Source organism: Exiguobacterium sp. s56, from assembly GCF_018618255.1.
GTDB classification, from domain to species: Bacteria; Bacillota; Bacilli; order Exiguobacteriales; family Exiguobacteriaceae; genus Exiguobacterium; species Exiguobacterium chiriqhucha.
Map to the genome: position 1 here is coordinate 1 of NZ_JACSLR010000019.1, position 17,017 is coordinate 17,017.

Sequence of the window (17,017 nt, forward strand, 5' to 3'; positions counted from 1 at the left end):
CACGGAAGTTAAGCGCTTCAGCGCCGAAAGTAGTTGGGGGTCTCCCCCTGTGAGGATAGGACGTTGCCAGGCCAACGCGAAAGACGATCAAGCATCCGCTTGATCGTCTCTTTTTGTATATAAGTCGCATCTATTTCGGATAGGAAGGTTGCCTATATGACTCGAAAACCTAAACATAATCCTTTCACATTTATGGAAACATTGGAGCAACATGTACGCGAAGATCGTGTCTCTTTTCATGTACCTGGTCATCACAATGGAACAGTAAGAGATGAGAAACTTCCGACTGTATTCCAAAAAATAATGCCATACGATTTAACAGAACTCGGACACTTGGATGATTTACACCATGCTGAAGGTATTATTCTAGAAGGAGAGAGGGCACTAGGCTCTCTTTATCAAAGTAAAAGTAAATGGTTAGTGAATGGGTCAACGGCGGGAAACTGGAGTCTGTTGGCAGCAACTGTGAAACGGGGAGAACGAGTATATGTACAACGTAATTCCCACAAATCCGTGTGGAACGCCATTGAGTGGCTCGGTTTAGAACCCATTTTACTCACTCCTGAATTAGATAGGGGGAGCAGTTTACCGACTGTCGTCGCATTAGAAACAATTCAAGATGCTGTCACGCAGTACCCAGGTGGGAAGGCCCTCCTACTGACATCTCCTACTTATTACGGAGATATGGCAAACATCCCGGAGATCAGTGCTTATTTGCGTCCGTTGCATATTCCTCTCTTAGTTGATGAAGCACATGGCGCTCATTTGATTCATCCTACATTTCCAAAGCGATCCGCTATTTTCGAAGGAGCTAGCGCCGTTGTCCAGTCTGCTCATAAAACCCTTCCAGCGCTCACGATGGGTGCTTGGGTCCACTATAAGGAAGAGATTAATGAGAAACGTTTATTTCATGCACTCTCTTCTTTTCAAACGTCTAGTCCGTCTTATTTGATTATGGCTTCACTCGATTACGCTAGAGAGTATCTCGAAAATTTGAGTGAACGAGATTGGACACATATTCAAAAAAGTCATTTCGCATTCATCATGGAAATGAGACGAGCTGGCTTTTCAATCAAAGTGGGCGATGATTTTACCAAAATGACCGTGCTGACATATCCGAAAAATGGTCTCATCTTTAGTCAACATTTGGCGTCAATCGGTATTGATACGGAACTAGCTGCAGAAGATCATGTGTTATTCTGCCTGCCGTTAAGGGAATTAAAAAGCCAAGAGATTCAACATTGGGTAAAACTGATTAAAAATGCATCACAACATGTCCCGCTCATTGTCGAAGATGAAACAATCTATCCTTACCCGATGACAGAACGTGTTTCGGTGTTGCATGCTATTTCAGATGATGCAGATATCATTCGCAAATCATTTGAACAAGCAATAGGAGCCGTCGCTGCAGAAACTGTTATCCCTTATCCACCAGGAATTCCGTGGATACTAAGAGGAGAAGTCATCACACACGAGAAAATTAGAGTATTGAATGAATGGATTTCACTAGGACGGAACCTGCAAGCGAGTAGGCATGTTATGATGAAACAAATTGATGTTATCGTAGAGGAGTTTTAATCGTGAAAGGTATGTTTATTACCGTAGAAGGTCCCGACGGTTCGGGGAAAACCACGCAGTTGCAATTGTTAGTTCGTTCATTGACTGAAAAAGGATACGAAGTAGTCGTCACTCGAGAACCAGGAGGGACCAAAGTCGGAAACAGTATTCGAGAGGTCTTATTATCACCAGAACATGATGAAATGACTCCACGCGTCGAGATGATGCTGTATGCCGCGTCCCGTGCCCAAAACATCGATCAAGTGATTCGACCTGCTCTTAAACGAGGGGCGATTGTTGTGTGTGATCGATTTGTCGATGCCTCGATTGCCTATCAAGGATATGGACTCCAATATGATTTGAATCAAATTCTATCACTGAACGAGTGGGCAACGGCCGGGATTAAACCCGATTTGACTTTCCTCTTTGATTTGACCCCTGATCAAGCGAGCCGTCGCATGAAAGATCGAGGTCAATTAGACCGTATCGAGAGCCGAGATGAGTCTTTCCATCAACGCGTATACGATGGGTTCAAAAAAATATTAGAACAACATCCGGATCGGATGGTTCGTATCGATGCGAACGCTACAATTGAAATGATTCAAGATGAAGTGTTAGATATTACGTTAGAACGATTAAATGAAAGAGGAGTGACGCAATGATGAAGATGGTAATCGCGATTGTACATGATAAGGACAGTGCTCGGTTGTCAGATGCTTTAATCGAAGAGGACTTCCGCGCAACAAAATTAGCCACAACGGGAGGCTTTTTGAAAGAAGGTAACACAACGTTCATGATTGGTGTACCAAAAGAACGGTTAGATGATTTGCTCGCGCTAATCAAATCGAATTGCTCGAGCCGAGATCAAATGATCACGCCGATTTCACCGATGGGCGGTCACGCTGATTCATATATTCCGTATCCGGTAGAAGTACAAGTTGGCGGAGCGACTGTGTTCGTCTTGCCGATTGAAGGATTCCATCAGTTTTAATGGGAACGGTCACGAATATGAGCTTTCAAGAGTTAGCGAAATCTCAAACGGTTATCGCCAAAGTGATTGAAAATTCGATTGTCGCTCAAAAGGTGGGTCACGCCTATATTTTCTCAGGAGATTATGAACCTTATTTAATTGAGACGGCGCAACTGTTTGCAAAATCCCTTTTTTGCGAGTCGCCTGACGGAGTAGAGCCGTGTGGCAGTTGTCGAAACTGTAGACGGATGGATTCGGGGAACCTCGTCGACTATATGGAAGTGGAACCGGATGGGGCCAGTATCAAAAAAGAACAAGTTCAACAATTGTTGAGCGACTTGTCGCTACGTGGAGCAGAAGGGGACCGTCAAATATATGTCATTCATCAAGCGCATAAAATGACACCTCAGGCGGCCAACAGTCTCTTAAAATTTTTCGAAGAACCGGGCGTTGGGAAACTGGCCATCTTGGTCACGACCCAGCCGCAACTCTTATTACCAACCATTCGCTCGCGGGCTCAGCATTTAGTGTTTCGACCGATTGATCGAGAACGGCTTGTGGAAACGTTGGTCGCAGACGTGCAATGTACGAGCGATTTAGCACGTCTTGCTTTAGAGACATATCCGAAATTCGAAGACGCCCGTGAGGCGCTTCACAACGACTGGTTTGTACAGGCGTATGGGCTAGTGGTACAATTAGTTGAAGTGTTGACAAAACGCCCGCAAGAATTGCTTTTATTCGCCCAAGAAAAATGGCTCGGTCATTTTAAAGGGCGGAATGAATTGCGAGTCGGTCTCGAGCTGTTCGGAAATTGGTTGGAGCAAGCGCTCCACTTCAAAGTGCGAACAGACTATGTTCCGGAGTTGTTTACGAAAGAACAAGCGCTATATACCGCGTTTGTAAAAGATCGTCCGGTTCATAAAATCGTCCATGCTATTGAATCTGTCCATGAGGCGATTCGACGGCTTGAGGCAAACGTCAATCCTCAATTAACGTTCGAACGGTTAACGTTCGATTTGCAGAAAGGATAGGAGAGCGTGCTTGAAGTAGTCGGAGTCCGTTTTAAAGAAGCGGGAAAAATCTATTACTTTTCACCAGGCGAAGCAACGCTTGAACGTGGAGACCATGTCATCGTAGAGACGGTACGAGGCATCGAATACGGTGAAGTCGTCCAAGTTGGTAAGCAACTGGGTGAAGACGAAGTAGTATTGCCGTTAAAGACAATCCTTCGTGTCGCCGATCAAAAAGATGCCGAAATCGTTCAAGACAATCGATTGGCAGCATTTGACGCTCACGCCGTCTGTGAAGAAAAAATTCGTGAACATCGACTTGAAATGAAGTTAGTAGATGTTGAGTATACATTTGATCGTAATAAAGTCATCTTTTATTTCACGGCAGAAGGGCGCGTTGATTTTCGGGAACTCGTCAAAGATTTAGCAAGTGTGTTTCGCACCCGGATCGAACTCCGTCAAATTGGAGTTCGGGACGAAGCGAAACTGCTGAGCGGAATCGGGCCTTGTGGTCGTGTGTTGTGTTGCTCCTCGTTTTTAGGGGAATTTGAGCCGGTATCGATTAAGATGGCCAAGGATCAGAACTTATCCTTGAATCCGAATAAAATCTCCGGTGTGTGTGGTCGTCTCATGTGCTGTCTGAAATACGAGAATGATACGTATGAAGAATTGAAGCGGGATTTACCCGACGTCGGAAAACGAATCAAAATTCCAGAAGGTGACGGACGTGTCATCGGTCTCAATATCTTGGATCAATTGATTCAAGTCGAGTTGAATGATCGGACCCGTGTTGTGACGTATACAATCGACGAGCTCGTCGAGGTCGGTGCAGTCAAACGAAAACCGTCGAAACAGTGATGGGGTGCTGAGCAGTGGAAAGAATGGATAAAAAGGAAGTCATGATGCGGGTCGATGCGATCGAGCAACAAATGCAATTGTTGACGGAGCATTTAGGGGTGCTCAAAGAGCAACTCGCCTATTTGCTCGAAGAAAACCAACACATGTATCTCGAAAACCATCATTTGCGTGAAAAAGTGGAGCAACTTGCAGAAGTCGAGACGCCTGACGGGGATCCCCAAATTGCGTTGTCCGGAAAAGGACAGAACAATCTGGCGGCGTTATACCAAGAAGGATTTCACATTTGTAATTTGCACTATGGACAAGTCAGAAAAGACGGAGACTGTCTCTTCTGCATGTCGATGCTAAATAAACATTAATAAGGGGCGATAGACGGGGGTATTCCCGTCCGTCGCCTTTGTACGTTATGTAGGAGGGAAATGGCGTGACTGTTAAACAAGGTGAACGTCTTGATGATTTGTTAGGGCGTCCCGGCAAGATCATTCAAAGTGATGACGTTTTTTCATTTTCATTGGACGCCGTATTACTCGCCGAATTTGTATGGGTGCCGATTCGAAAAGGGAAGCTCGTCGATTTGTGCGCCGGCACGGGGGCGATTCCGCTCTTTTTATCATATCGAACGAAAGGGACGGTCACGGGTGTTGAAATCCAGCCTCGCCTCGTCGACATGGCCAATCGTAGCATTGCCATCAATGAGTTGGACGAGAGGCTCCACATCGTTGAAGGGGACGTGAAAACCGCTGCAAGTCGATTAGGACATGCCCGTTACGATGTTGTCACGTGCAATCCCCCTTATTTTTTGGCGAACGAGACATCGTTACGCAATCAAAATGAACATCATACGATTGCACGCCATGAAGTCCTTTGCACACTAGAAGACTGTATTCGTTCAGCCAGTCAACTCGTCAAACCGGGTGGCAAAGTAGCCTTCGTCCATCGTCCGGAACGATTACTCGACATTCTGACGCTCATGCGGGCGTATCGGATTGAACCAAAGCGAATGCAACTCGTTTATCCGAAGCAAGGTCGAGATGCGAACACATTGTTAATAGAGGGGTCGAAAGATGGAAAAGCAGGGCTCACAATCTTACCTCCGTTTATCGTTTATGAGGAAGATGACACGTATACGAGCGACATGCGGGCAATCCTCGATGCGTAAGCACTTTGCCTATATTCTCGAGTGCAACGATGGCACGTACTATACCGGATATACGACGGATGTGGATAAGCGGATGGAAGTGCATAACAACGGAAAAGGTGCGAAATATACACGGGCTCGTCTCCCGGTGACGTTGCGATATGTCAGGTCGTTTGCGACCAAACGCGAAGCCATGCAGTACGAATGGTCCATCAAACAACTCACGCGGGCTCAAAAACAGCAATTGATGGAGGGAACGAGTAATGAACTCACAGAAAAGTTACCAGACTGATGGGCCCACGCTCTATGTTGTGCCGACGCCGATTGGAAATTTAGAAGACATGACGTATCGGGCGGTTCGAATTTTAGGAGAAGTCGATTTGATTGCGGCTGAAGACACGCGCCAAACGATGAAACTCTGTCGCCATTTCGGCATTGAGACGAAACTGGTCAGCTACCATGAGCATAATAAGCACGTGAGTGGCCCTCGCTTAATCGAAGATATCGAGGCGGGCAAGTCGGTCGCCGTGGTCTCAGACGCTGGCATGCCGGGTATCTCAGACCCTGGGAGTGACCTCGTGAGGTTGGCCATTCAAGCGAGGCTCCCCGTCGTCGTACTCCCTGGAGCGAACGCAGCATTGACGGCTCTTGTCGCCTCTGGTCTTGCGACCGAGCGGTTTTTGTATTATGGATTCTTACCCCGTAAAAAGAAAGAGCGCCTCGATGTGTTGTCATCCTTACAATATGAACCGGGCACCATTATTTTTTATGAAGCGCCACATCGGTTAAAAGAGATGCTGACCGGGATTCAAGACGTGTTTGGCAATCGGAAACTCGTTCTCGGACGAGAGTTGACGAAAACGTTTGAAGAGTTTTTACGAGGGACGGTAGAAGAAGCGCTGGTCTGGTGCGAAGGCGAAGTACGCGGCGAATTCGTCGTCATGGTGGAAGGATCGACGGAAGCGGCACCGACACACGATTGGTGGGAGGCGCTATCGCCCCTCGAGCACGTCGACCGTTACATTGAGGACGGCTTAAAACCGAACGCTGCCATTAAACAAGCCGCTAAAGAGCGGGGTCTGTCACGGAGTGAAGTGTATGACGCGTATCATCAAGTCGACAAAAAAGAGTAAGCAAGGAATCCCTTGCTTACTCTTCGCTGTAGTAGTTTTCGAGCATGTTTTTCAACTCGACGAGAACGCGTTGTGCGCCTTCTGGTGAAAGGATCAATTTACCGTCAGCCAACTTGAAGTTGTCATCCGATACTTCGCCCGTCACTTGGCAAGTCATGTTCGGTTTGTATTTTTTCAACACGATTTGATCGTTGTCGACGTAGATTTCAAGTGCATCTTTCTCAGCGATCCCGAGTGTGCGGCGCAATTCGATTGGAATGACGACACGACCGAGTTCATCAACTTTCCGTACGATACCTGTAGATTTCATTTTGTGTTTCCTCCTCCAATGGTGTCGAAATCTCTTGGTGACATGAGTCGTCAAAATTCGACAATGTTACTACAGCAAAAAGCATACTAAACTTTCCAATTGTAGTCAACTGCTTACTATTGGAAATCTACATTTTCGAAAAATGACAATGTAGGAGCGATATATACCTAAAATTCCCCGAAAGTTAGGACCTGAAACAAAGAAAGGGTTTTTTTGGAACATATTTTATGAGATAACAACAAAAAAATTCCAAACAATTGGTTTGGAAATTCTTTTGTCGAACCGTGTATAATGGAAATTGCAAATGTCGAAAGGATGGAGAACATACAATGGCGAAGCCTACTTTTTATATTACGACTCCGATTTACTATCCGAGTGCCAAACTACACATCGGTCACGCTTATACGACGGTGGCCGGCGATGCGATCGCGCGCTATAAGCGTTTGAAAGGTTTTGACGTTCGTTATTTGACTGGGACGGATGAACACGGTCAAAAAATTCAAGAAAAAGCGAAAGAAGCCGGTGTGACACCGCAAGCGTTCGTGGATGAAGTTGTCAAAGACATCAAAGTGTTATGGGACCGTCTCGAAATCTCATATGATGACTACATCCGTACAACAGACGCACGCCACAAAGCTGTCGTCGAGCATGTGTTCGAGACGCTTCTTAAAAATGATGATATTTATCTCGGAGAGTATGAAGGTTGGTACTCGATTCCTGATGAGACGTATTATACGGAGTCTCAGCTCATCGACGGGAAGAGCCCGGACAGCGGCCACCCAGTCGAACTCGTACGCGAAGAGTGTTACTTCTTCCGTCTCAGCAAGTATGCGGATCGTTTGATCGAGTACTTCGAGTCGCACCCTGACTTCATCTTGCCAGAATCGCGCAAAACGGAGATGATCAACAACTTCTTGAAGCCGGGTCTTCAAGACTTGGCTGTCTCACGGACGACGTTTGACTGGGGTGTACAAGTCCCATCGAACCCGAAGCATGTCGTATACGTATGGGTCGATGCCCTTACGAACTATATCTCTGCCCTCGGCTACGGATCGGACAACGACGAGTTGTTCAACCGCTATTGGCCAGCCGACGTCCATTTGGTCGGAAAAGAGATCGTCCGGTTCCATACAATCATTTGGCCAGCGTTGCTCATGGCGCTTGACCTCCCGTTACCGAAACAAGTTTTCGCACATGGTTGGTTGCTCATGAAAGACGGCAAAATGTCGAAATCAAAAGGCAACGTGGTCGACCCGATTCCACTGATCGACCGATACGGACTCGACTCGCTCCGCTACTATCTTCTTCGTGAAGTTCCATTCGGGGCAGACGGCACGTTCACACCGGAAGCATTCGTTGATCGCTTGAACTTTGATCTTGCGAACGACCTCGGGAACCTGCTCAACCGGACCGTGGCCATGATTAAGAAGTATTTTGATGGTGAAATTCCTGCTTATGCGGGCAATGTAACGGAATTCGATGCCTCATTGCTTCAAGTCGTCAACGAGACGAAAGCGAAGACGGAAGCGGCTATGGAACACATGGAGTTTTCGGTAGCGCTCACAAGCATTTGGCAACTCGTCAGCCGTGCCAACAAATACATTGATGAGACGCAACCGTGGGTTCTCGCGAAGGACGAAACGAAGCATGACGAACTGGCGTCGGTGATGACTCACCTCGCCGGCGTCCTCCGTCACGTCGCGGTGATGATTCAGCCGTTCATGACACGGGCGCCGAAAGAGATGTTCCGTCAGCTCGGTCTCGAAGGAAAAGATATGTCATGGGAAGCGCTCGATACGTTCGCAGCCTTCGATGGAGCCGTCGTCACAGACGGGACACCGATTTTCCCGCGTCGTGACGTCAAAGAAGAAGTCGATGCGATTCAAGAAATGATGCGTCAAGCGTCGCAAGCTCGTGTCGAAGAAGCCGAAGCGGAAGCGGGCGACGTCGAAGATGAGGACGTGCGTCCGGAAATCACGATTGACGTCTTTGACCAAGTCGAGTTCCGCGTCGGCCAAATCGTCGAAGCCGATAAAATCAAGAAGGCGAAGAAGTTGTTGAAACTTCAAGTCGATCTTGGCGGGGAGACGCGTCAAATCGTCTCGGGTATCGCGGAATGGTATACGCCGGAAGACTTGGTTGGCAAGAAAGTCATCGTTGTCGCCAACTTGAAGCCGGTCAAACTGCGTGGCGAATTGTCACAAGGGATGATTTTAGCGGCTGATAAAGACGGCAAGCTTGAACTTGCGACCGTATCTGAGAATATGCCGAACGGGGCCATCGTCAAATAATCGTTTGGGGGAGACTTCGGTCTCCCTCTTTGTCTATACAAGGAGGAACCATCATGTTGATTGATACACACACACATATCAATGCCGAACAGTTCAATGAAGACGTCGAAGCGACGATTGAACGGGCTCGTGCTGCGGGCGTTTCCCCGATGCTCGTCGTCGGGTTCGACAATCCGACCATCACGCGTGCCATCGAGCTCGCGGAAACGTATGAAGACATTTACGCGATCGTCGGCTGGCACCCAGTCGACGCCGTCGATTGCACGGAGGCCGATTTGGCAAGAATCGAGACATTGATGGATCATCCGAAAGTAATGGCGCTCGGGGAGATCGGGCTCGACTATCATTGGGACAAATCACCTAAAGATGTCCAACAGCACGTGTTCCGGCAACAAATCGCCATCGCGAAACGGACGAATATGCCGATCGTGATTCACAATCGGGAAGCGACCGCCGACGTGCTCGATATTTTAGAGGAAGAACACGCCGAAGAGGTCGGGGGTGTGTTCCATAGTTACAGCATGTCCGTCGAACTGTTGGAGCGCTGTCTGCGTTTGAACTTCTATATTTCTCTTGGGGGACCGGTGACGTTCAAGAATGCGAAAGTACCAAAAGCGGTGGCACAACAAGTCCCGCTCGATCGACTCCTCGTAGAGACAGACTGTCCGTATTTAACGCCGACGCCGTTCCGTGGCAAGCGGAACGAACCGGCTTACGTCACGTATGTCGCCGAAGAGATTGCATCGCTACGTGACATGTCTTACGACGCACTTGCTGAGGCGACGACCGCTAATGCGAAGCGCCTGTTCCGTCTCCCATGATGTTCAGACGGATCGTGTTAAGCGTCGGCGTCGTGGCCACCGCTGTGTTCGCCTATATGGCGATGCAACCAGAACCTGTCACCATCATCGATGACGGAATGACGATGGTGCATGAGAGTCGGGGCGAATCGGTGTTAGATGTGCTTGAAGAGACGGGGATTGTCGTTGACGAGTCAGACGTCGTGACGCCGGCTTTGAGTGCGGATATCCCGCTCGACCGAGTTATTCAGATTGAGCGGGCCCGTACCGTCTCGCTACAAATTGGTTACGGACAAATCGAAACGATTGAGACGCGTGAACGGACTGTCGAAGACGTGTTGCTTCGTTATGGAGTGAGTGTCCGTGACGGGGACGATGTGTACCCGGGCGTCCGTACCCCTATTACATCGGGTATGACCATCCGGTATCAGCCTGTCGTCGCACTCGATGTCATTGTCGGCGCTGAGGCGAAGACGGTTCATACGATGGCTCAAACTGTCGAGCAGGCGCTACAGGAGGCGAATGTGATGGTTTCTGACAAGGATACTGTCGAACCGGCTCTGGCGACACCAGTGCGAGACGGGATGACAATCACGGTCAATGTGAGTCGAGACGTCGTGCAGTATGAGAATCGACTCATCCCATTTGAAATCGTCAGAGAAGAGGACGACACGCTTGCGCTCGGAGAAACCGAGGTTGTTCAAGTCGGTGTCCCTGGACTCGAACGGACGCGGTATGCACTGACAGTGGAAAATGGTACAATTACAAATCGGACCGAAACGAGCGTGGAAACGCTGCGAACCGTGCGCCCTCAAATCATAAAACTTGGAACGAGAATCGTAGCTGAACCAGAGGCGAATCAAGAGACCGAGCAAGAACAAGAGGAGACGGAAACGACCGAACCGTCGAGCCCGTTTCGAGAGGAAGCAGAGATTAAAATCGAAGAGACGCCTCGAGCCGAGGACGTCTTAGATTTCACCTCTGCGAAACAGCTTCTCGTCGAGGCGACGGCGTATACGAACAATGCGGAAGATACGATCACGTTTGACGGCAGGGTACTGACGCGCAGCGGTTATGATGTGACGGACACGATTCTGTATGAAGGCATGCGAATCATCGCGGTCGATCCAGCCATCATCCCACTCGGCACACGCGTTTACGTCGAAGGGTTTGGCATGGCGATTGCCTTGGACACAGGCAGTGCCATCAAAGGCAATAAAATCGATGTGATGATGGACTCAAAAGAAGAGGCGGTGACGTTTGGGCGTCAGCCACTCACGATTTGGGTCATCCCGAAGCAAGAAGAGAAAGAAGGAACCGATGATGCGTGAAAAGATACAAGAAGTGATCGTCGTCGAAGGTCGAGACGACACGACGCGGCTACAGGAAGTATATGACGTCGATACGATTGAAACGAACGGATCGGCCGTTTCGAAGCAAACCATCGAGCGAATCAAACGTGCCCAGGAGAAACGAGGCGTAATAATTTTGACGGACCCGGATTATCCGGGTGATCGCATCCGTGCCATCGTCGAGGAGCAAGTCAAAGGGTGCAAGCATGCCTATCTCCCTCGAGCCGAAGCGAAAGACAAGCGCGGTAAAATCGGGGTCGAGCATGCTTCTCCAGCGACAATTCGCCGTGTGCTCGAAGCGTTGTATGAACAGCGGGTTGAGACGGACATGCCGCTCGTCACCCGTCAGATGGTGCTCGAGGCCGATTTGATTGGCGGACCAGATGCGGCGCGGCGGCGCAAACGACTCGGGGTGTTACTTCGCATTGGTGAACCGAACGCGAAACAGTTTGTGAAACGTGTGGAAGCGTTACGGGTCACGATTGAAGAATGGGAACGAGCACTGGCTCAGTTAGAGGAGGAAAATCATTGAAAGACATCGCCACAATTCAACGCACGAAATCAATTCTAGAACGTCACGGCTTCTCGTTTAAAAAGTCGCTTGGGCAGAACTTTTTAATCGATTTAAATATTTTGAATAAAATCGTGGACGCCGCGGAGCTAGGAGAGGCGAGCGGGGTGCTCGAAATCGGTCCCGGTATCGGGTCATTGACGGAACAGTCTGCCAAGCGGGCTAAAAAGGTCGTCGCCCTCGAAATCGACCAACGTCTGCTTCCGATTTTGGAAGACACGATGTCTCCTTATCCACACGTGCATGTCATCCACGGCGATGCGCTCGAGCTCGATATTCAAGCCATCGTCGAGCGTGAGTTTTTCAGTCAAGGTATCGAAGACATCTCGGTCGTGGCGAACTTGCCGTATTACGTGACGACGCCAATCATCATGCGTTTACTGGAAAGCCAAATCAAGTTCCGCTCACTCGTCATGATGATTCAAAAAGAAGTTGCCGAGCGGATCGGAGCGAAGCCTGGGACGAAAGCATACGGCTCTCTTTCGATTGCAATTCAGTATTACGCAGAGGCGAACGTGAGCTTTATCGTCCCGAAAAGTGTGTTCATGCCGGCGCCGAACGTCGATTCAGCGGTCATCACGTTGAAGATGCGCCCCAAACCGGCGGTCGACGTGAAGGATGAAGCCTTCTTCTTTGAGATTGCCCGTGCCAGTTTCGCGCAACGTCGGAAAACGATTTTGAATAACTTGACGAATCACCTGGGCAAAGATAAAAAAATGGAAATCGAACGTCTCTTAGGTGAGGCTGAAATCGATCCAAAACGGCGAGGCGAAACGCTTTCGCTTGAAGAGTTTGCCCGGTTAGCGGACACAATTTTACCACTTAAAAACAGTTGACGACCGGATAGCGAATCGATATAATATTAATCTTTATTTTCATTTCTGAATGTGTTATACTTGTAACAGTGAGGTGAAGCGTATGCCAAAGACGTTGCAAGAAATCAGACAGAAACTCGAATCGCATGTTGGAGAACGATTGACGTTGAAAGCAAACGGCGGTCGTAAGAAAGTCGTTACTCGGTTTGGAACGCTCGTTGAGACGTATCCCGCGGTGTTCGTCGTCAAATTGGATGAAGACCATCATAACGTGGAACGTGTCTCATATAGCTACGCTGATGTCCTAACGGATACAGTTAAAATTGAATTCAGCAATTGAACGATAAATGAGAGGCGGATGCATTGGCAGCTGCTTCTTTTTTTGTGCGCTCGTTTACGGTACAATGGCGAACAGGAGATACATGGGAAGGGTGAACGATATGCGCACGATCAGTGTGAAAGCGCCGGCAAAAATCAATTTGACGCTTGACGTCCTTGGGAAGCGGGCAGATGGCTATCATGAAGTAGAAATGGTAATGACGACAGTGGATTTATCGGATCGACTGGAATTGACCGTCCTTGATACAGACGAGATTCGGATTCAATCTGAACATGCCTATGTGCCGAATGACCACCGGAACTTGGCGTATCGTGCAGCCGAGTTGTTGCGGAAGCGATTTGGCATCAAGCAAGGTGTCGAAATCGTATTGGATAAGCAGATTCCGGTCGCGGCAGGGCTTGCTGGCGGATCGAGTGACGCTGCCGCGACGCTTCGAGGTATGAACGACCTGTTCGATCTCGGCCTGTCGTTAGAAGAGTTGGCCGAACTTGGGGCCGCCGTCGGATCGGACGTATCGTTTTGTGTCATGGGGGGAACAGCCATCGCGCGCGGACGCGGTGAACAGTTAGAGACAATCCCGTCACCGCCACCGTGTTACGTCGTCTTGGCGAAACCGAAAATCGGGGTATCGACGGCCGACGTCTATCGCGCGGTAGAGATGGAGAAGATTGTGCATCCAAACACCGAGGCTATGGTCACGGCGATTCGTGATCGTGATTTTGACGGCATCTGTTCAAACTTAGGCAATGCCCTCGAGGCGGTCACGCTCGAACTTCATCCGGAAGTTCGCCAAATCAAAGAAACGATGCTCCACTGCGGAGCGGATGGGGTGCTCATGAGTGGAAGTGGTCCGACCGTATTCGCACTAATTGAGCATGAACAAAAAGCACATCGTGTCTATAACGGGCTGAAAGGATTTTGTCCTGAAGTGTTCGTCGTTCGGATTCTCGGCAAAAAACATTGAACAAAGACGAATGAGAATGATATATTCTGTTTAGAACATTCGTCTATTATTGAAGAAGTGAAGGGGAATCCGTATGAAAATTCGTAGAAGTGGTCGTCTCGTTGATATGACCCGTTATTTGCTGGACCATCCGCACCAGCTCGTCTCGTTATCGATGTTTTCGAGCCGTTATAAAGCAGCCAAGTCATCCATCAGTGAAGATTTGGTCATTGTCAGTGAAATGTTGGCCCACGATGGCACGGGTAAACTGGTCACGGTGCCAGGAGCGGCCGGTGGCGTCATGTTCATCCCAGGGTGGAGCAAAGACAAGTCGCTCTCGATGATCGACGGGCTATGTGAACAGTTGTCGAAGCCAGAACGGTTGCTCCCAGGAGGCTATCTCTATTTGACAGACGTCCTCGGTAACCCGCGTCAAGTGAAGCCGATGGGCCAAGTCTTCGCCTCGGTGTTCGCTGATCGGAAAGTCGATGTCGTCATGACGATTGCGACGAAAGGGATTCCGCTCGCTTACGCTGTAGCCGAGCAACTCGGGGTACCGTTTGTCATCGTTCGGTCCGATAGTCGTGTCACCGAAGGTTCGACCGTGAGTATCAACTACGTCTCCGGTTCGTCAAAGGCGATTCGCACGATGGCGCTCGCGCGTCGCAGTTTGCCACGTGGCGCGAACGTGCTGTTGATTGACGATTTCATGAAAGCTGGCGGAACGATTCGCGGAATGATGAGTCTCTTGAACGAGTTCGAAGCGAACCTTGCCGGTGTCGGCGTACTTATGGAAGCAGAAGGCGCCGAGAAGAAAATGGTGAGCGAATACGTCAGTTTAATGAAATTGACGAACGTCGACTCGGATGAAGGTCTCGTTACGATTTCGCGTGGAAACGTCGAACAATTCTTAAAGTGATTGGCAAAAATTTGATTTCGTTTTATGATGAAAGGGTATAAGAATCGTACGAAGTCAATCGGTTCGCTTGGAATCATCTCAGCCTTTTAGAAAGTACACCACGGTCCAGACAACGATGAAAAGGGGATGCGAAACATGCAGATCACAGACGTAAAAATTCGCAAAGTCGCGACGGAAGGTAGAATGAAGGCACTGGCCTCCATTACACTCGACCACGAATTTGTGGTACACGACCTTCGAATCATTGAAGGGAGTATCGGTCTGTTCGTAGCGATGCCGAGCAAGCGGACGCCAGAAGGAATTTTCCGTGACATTGCTCACCCGATTAATGGAGATATGCGTCAGAAAGTCGAGGCTGCCGTTTTAGACGCGTACGGTCAAGAGGACGTCGCCATCGCCGAGACGCAAGCCCAATATAATGCCATGAACGAGTAATATTTGACAGCGGATGGGGATCCTTCCGCTGCCTTTTTACGTTTCATTGGTTACGAATAGGTACAACGGTTGAAACCGCGTCATGGTTTCGATATAGTAGATACGGTGTAAATAAGGTTTGAATGTATAAAAAACCGAACATTTGAGTACATTACAGTCGATATGAGATAGGAGCGAATCAAGAATGGATCGTTTTGCAGTCATTTTGGCAGCAGGTAAAGGGACGCGCATGAAGTCGAAGCTTTATAAAGTACTTCATCCGGTCCTTGGAAAACCGATGGTCGAACACGTCGTCGATCAACTCGACAAAATCGGGGTCAGTCGTCAAATCGTCATCGTCGGCCATGGGGCTGAAGCGGTACAAGAGACGTTGGGCTCACGCGTGGAGTATGCGGTCCAAGAACAACAGCTCGGTACGGGCCATGCGGTACAGATGGCAGAAGCTGAACTCGCAGGCAAACCTGGCGCGACGCTCGTCGTTTGCGGCGATACACCGCTATTGACAGCGGAAACGCTCGAGGCGTTGTTGGCCCATCACGAGGCGCAACAGGCAAAAGTGACTGTGTTGACTGCGATTGCTGATGATGCGACTGGATATGGCCGCGTCATCCGCGGTGAAGACGGAAATGTCACAAAAGTCGTCGAGCATAAAGATGCGTCTGACACTGAACTAGAGATTCGTGAAATCAACACCGGAACGTACGTGTTCGATAACGAGCTCTTGTTTGATGCATTGAAGCAAGTCGGGAACAACAACGCTCAAGGCGAGTACTACTTGCCGGACGTCATCTCGATTGCGAAAGAAGCAGGCGAAGTCGTGGCAGCACACACGGCGCCGACATTCGATGAAACGATCGGCGTCAACGATCGTGTCGCTCTCTCACAAGCTGAAGCGGTCATGCGCAAGCGGACGAACGAACGCCTCATGCGTGAAGGTGTCACATTCATGGATGCAGCTTCGACATACATCTCACCAGATGCCGTCATCGGTTCGGATACGATCATCTATCCAGGGACGGTCATTCTCGGGAAAACGATTATCGGTTCAGAGTGCGTGATTGGTCCAAATTCAGATATCCGCAATAGCGTCATCGAAGACGGTGCGACGGTTCGTCAATCGGTCGTAAGTGACAGCCGTGTCGGAACTGAAGCACAGGTCGGGCCGTTCGCCCACCTTCGTCAACAAGCAGTCCTCGGCGCGAATACGCGCGTCGGTAACTTCGTGGAAATCAAAAAATCAACGTTCGGAGACGGTGCGAAAGCATCACATCTCAGCTATATCGGAGATGCTTCGATCGGGGAACGCGTCAACCTCGGCTGTGGCTCGATCACGGTCAACTATGACGGCAAGAACAAGTTCGAAACGGTCGTCGAAGCCGATGCATTCGTCGGCTGCAATGTGAACTTGATCGCTCCGGTGAAAGTCGGAAAAGGCTCAATCGTAGCAGCCGGTTCGACGATCACGGATGACGTTCCTGAAGAGGCGCTTGCGATTGCACGCGAACGCCAAACGAATAAAGAAGGTTACACGAAACGATAAGTTGCTGCCTATTATTATGGAAAACGATGGAGGAG

General features: G+C 49.2%; 20 protein-coding genes. 19 read left to right on the plus strand and 1 reads right to left on the minus strand.

The features are described 5' to 3' along the window. Positions 1 to 156 precede the first annotated feature (156 nt). The 9 genes from KNP71_RS14255 to rsmI all read left to right on the plus strand — a co-directional run bounded on the left by KNP71_RS14255 (position 157) and on the right by rsmI (position 6,666). The gene (locus KNP71_RS14255) at positions 157 to 1,578 is read left to right on the plus strand and encodes an aminotransferase class I/II-fold pyridoxal phosphate-dependent enzyme (protein ID WP_236355765.1); all 1,422 of its coding nucleotides are present in this window, start codon (positions 157 to 159) and stop codon (positions 1,576 to 1,578) included. A 2-nt stretch (positions 1,579 to 1,580) separates the two neighbouring features. Then, positions 1,581 to 2,219 (plus strand): dTMP kinase, encoded by a 639-nt coding sequence (gene tmk / locus KNP71_RS14260; RefSeq protein ID WP_029594396.1) that lies wholly within the window; start codon positions 1,581 to 1,583, stop codon positions 2,217 to 2,219. Further along, positions 2,219 to 2,548, plus strand: coding sequence for a cyclic-di-AMP receptor (locus KNP71_RS14265; protein ID WP_029594397.1), 330 nt, complete (start codon positions 2,219 to 2,221; stop codon positions 2,546 to 2,548). The genes tmk and KNP71_RS14265 overlap by 1 nt, the downstream gene beginning before the upstream one ends. 17 nt (positions 2,549 to 2,565) lie before the next feature. Next, the gene (locus tag KNP71_RS14270; RefSeq protein WP_034796952.1) at positions 2,566 to 3,558 is read left to right on the plus strand and encodes a DNA polymerase; all 993 of its coding nucleotides are present in this window, start codon (positions 2,566 to 2,568) and stop codon (positions 3,556 to 3,558) included. A 6-nt stretch (positions 3,559 to 3,564) separates the two neighbouring features. After that, positions 3,565 to 4,395 carry a PSP1 domain-containing protein gene (locus tag KNP71_RS14275; protein WP_021065761.1) on the plus strand — a complete coding sequence of 277 codons (831 nt, stop codon included), beginning with the start codon at positions 3,565 to 3,567 and terminating at the stop codon, positions 4,393 to 4,395. A 23-nt stretch (positions 4,396 to 4,418) separates the two neighbouring features. Beyond that, a complete protein-coding gene (gene yabA, locus KNP71_RS14280) occupies positions 4,419 to 4,754 on the plus strand; it encodes a DNA replication initiation control protein YabA (protein WP_021065760.1) in 336 nt (111 codons plus the stop codon). 65 nt (positions 4,755 to 4,819) lie between these two features. After that, positions 4,820 to 5,554, plus strand: coding sequence for a tRNA1(Val) (adenine(37)-N6)-methyltransferase (locus tag KNP71_RS14285; RefSeq protein ID WP_131472973.1), 735 nt, complete (start codon positions 4,820 to 4,822; stop codon positions 5,552 to 5,554). Next, positions 5,547 to 5,825: a GIY-YIG nuclease family protein gene (locus tag KNP71_RS14290; RefSeq protein WP_021065758.1), complete on the plus strand. Its 279-nt coding sequence runs from the start codon at positions 5,547 to 5,549 to the stop codon at positions 5,823 to 5,825. The genes KNP71_RS14285 and KNP71_RS14290 overlap by 8 nt, the downstream gene beginning before the upstream one ends. Further along, positions 5,797 to 6,666, plus strand: coding sequence for a 16S rRNA (cytidine(1402)-2'-O)-methyltransferase (gene rsmI / locus KNP71_RS14295; RefSeq protein WP_214756927.1), 870 nt, complete (start codon positions 5,797 to 5,799; stop codon positions 6,664 to 6,666). The genes KNP71_RS14290 and rsmI overlap by 29 nt, the downstream gene beginning before the upstream one ends. Positions 6,667 to 6,682: 16 nt before the next feature. Here the strand turns inward: rsmI and KNP71_RS14300 are convergent, their stop codons facing one another. Further along, positions 6,683 to 6,976: a transition state genes transcriptional regulator AbrB gene (locus KNP71_RS14300; RefSeq protein ID WP_012727742.1), complete on the minus strand. Its 294-nt coding sequence runs from the start codon at positions 6,974 to 6,976 to the stop codon at positions 6,683 to 6,685. Between the two features lie 329 nt (positions 6,977 to 7,305). Here KNP71_RS14300 and metG point away from each other — a divergent pair, with 329 nt between their 5' ends. From metG to glmU, 10 genes are all read left to right on the plus strand, one after another. Continuing rightward, on the plus strand, positions 7,306 to 9,267 hold the full coding sequence (gene metG, locus KNP71_RS14305; protein WP_214756926.1) for a methionine--tRNA ligase: 1,962 nt from the start codon (positions 7,306 to 7,308) through the stop codon (positions 9,265 to 9,267). 53 nt (positions 9,268 to 9,320) lie between these two features. Then, complete coding sequence (locus KNP71_RS14310; protein WP_021065755.1) at positions 9,321 to 10,088, plus strand: TatD family hydrolase; 768 nt, start codon at positions 9,321 to 9,323, stop codon at positions 10,086 to 10,088. Positions 10,089 to 10,102: 14 nt separating this feature from the next. Continuing rightward, positions 10,103 to 11,398: a ubiquitin-like domain-containing protein gene (locus tag KNP71_RS14315; protein ID WP_353049158.1), complete on the plus strand. Its 1,296-nt coding sequence runs from the start codon at positions 10,103 to 10,105 to the stop codon at positions 11,396 to 11,398. Next, on the plus strand, positions 11,391 to 11,951 hold the full coding sequence (gene rnmV / locus KNP71_RS14320) for a ribonuclease M5 (RefSeq protein WP_058765147.1): 561 nt from the start codon (positions 11,391 to 11,393) through the stop codon (positions 11,949 to 11,951). Before KNP71_RS14315 ends, rnmV begins: the two co-directional genes overlap by 8 nt. After that, positions 11,948 to 12,826: a 16S rRNA (adenine(1518)-N(6)/adenine(1519)-N(6))-dimethyltransferase RsmA gene (gene rsmA / locus KNP71_RS14325; protein ID WP_058765146.1), complete on the plus strand. Its 879-nt coding sequence runs from the start codon at positions 11,948 to 11,950 to the stop codon at positions 12,824 to 12,826. Before rnmV ends, rsmA begins: the two co-directional genes overlap by 4 nt. An 82-nt stretch (positions 12,827 to 12,908) precedes the next feature. Continuing rightward, the gene (locus KNP71_RS14330) at positions 12,909 to 13,145 is read left to right on the plus strand and encodes a Veg family protein (RefSeq protein ID WP_021065751.1); all 237 of its coding nucleotides are present in this window, start codon (positions 12,909 to 12,911) and stop codon (positions 13,143 to 13,145) included. Between the two features lie 100 nt (positions 13,146 to 13,245). After that, a complete protein-coding gene (gene ispE / locus KNP71_RS14335) occupies positions 13,246 to 14,109 on the plus strand; it encodes a 4-(cytidine 5'-diphospho)-2-C-methyl-D-erythritol kinase (RefSeq protein WP_034796941.1) in 864 nt (287 codons plus the stop codon). A gap of 73 nt (positions 14,110 to 14,182) precedes the next feature. Beyond that, complete coding sequence (gene purR, locus KNP71_RS14340) at positions 14,183 to 15,007, plus strand: pur operon repressor (RefSeq protein WP_021065749.1); 825 nt, start codon at positions 14,183 to 14,185, stop codon at positions 15,005 to 15,007. Positions 15,008 to 15,142: 135 nt separating this feature from the next. Continuing rightward, entirely contained in the window at positions 15,143 to 15,442 is a 300-nt protein-coding gene (gene spoVG, locus KNP71_RS14345) for a septation regulator SpoVG (RefSeq protein ID WP_214830934.1), read from the plus strand. A 184-nt stretch (positions 15,443 to 15,626) separates the two neighbouring features. Next, the gene (gene glmU, locus KNP71_RS14350) at positions 15,627 to 16,982 is read left to right on the plus strand and encodes a bifunctional UDP-N-acetylglucosamine diphosphorylase/glucosamine-1-phosphate N-acetyltransferase GlmU (protein WP_021065747.1); all 1,356 of its coding nucleotides are present in this window, start codon (positions 15,627 to 15,629) and stop codon (positions 16,980 to 16,982) included. Positions 16,983 to 17,017 lie beyond the last annotated feature (35 nt).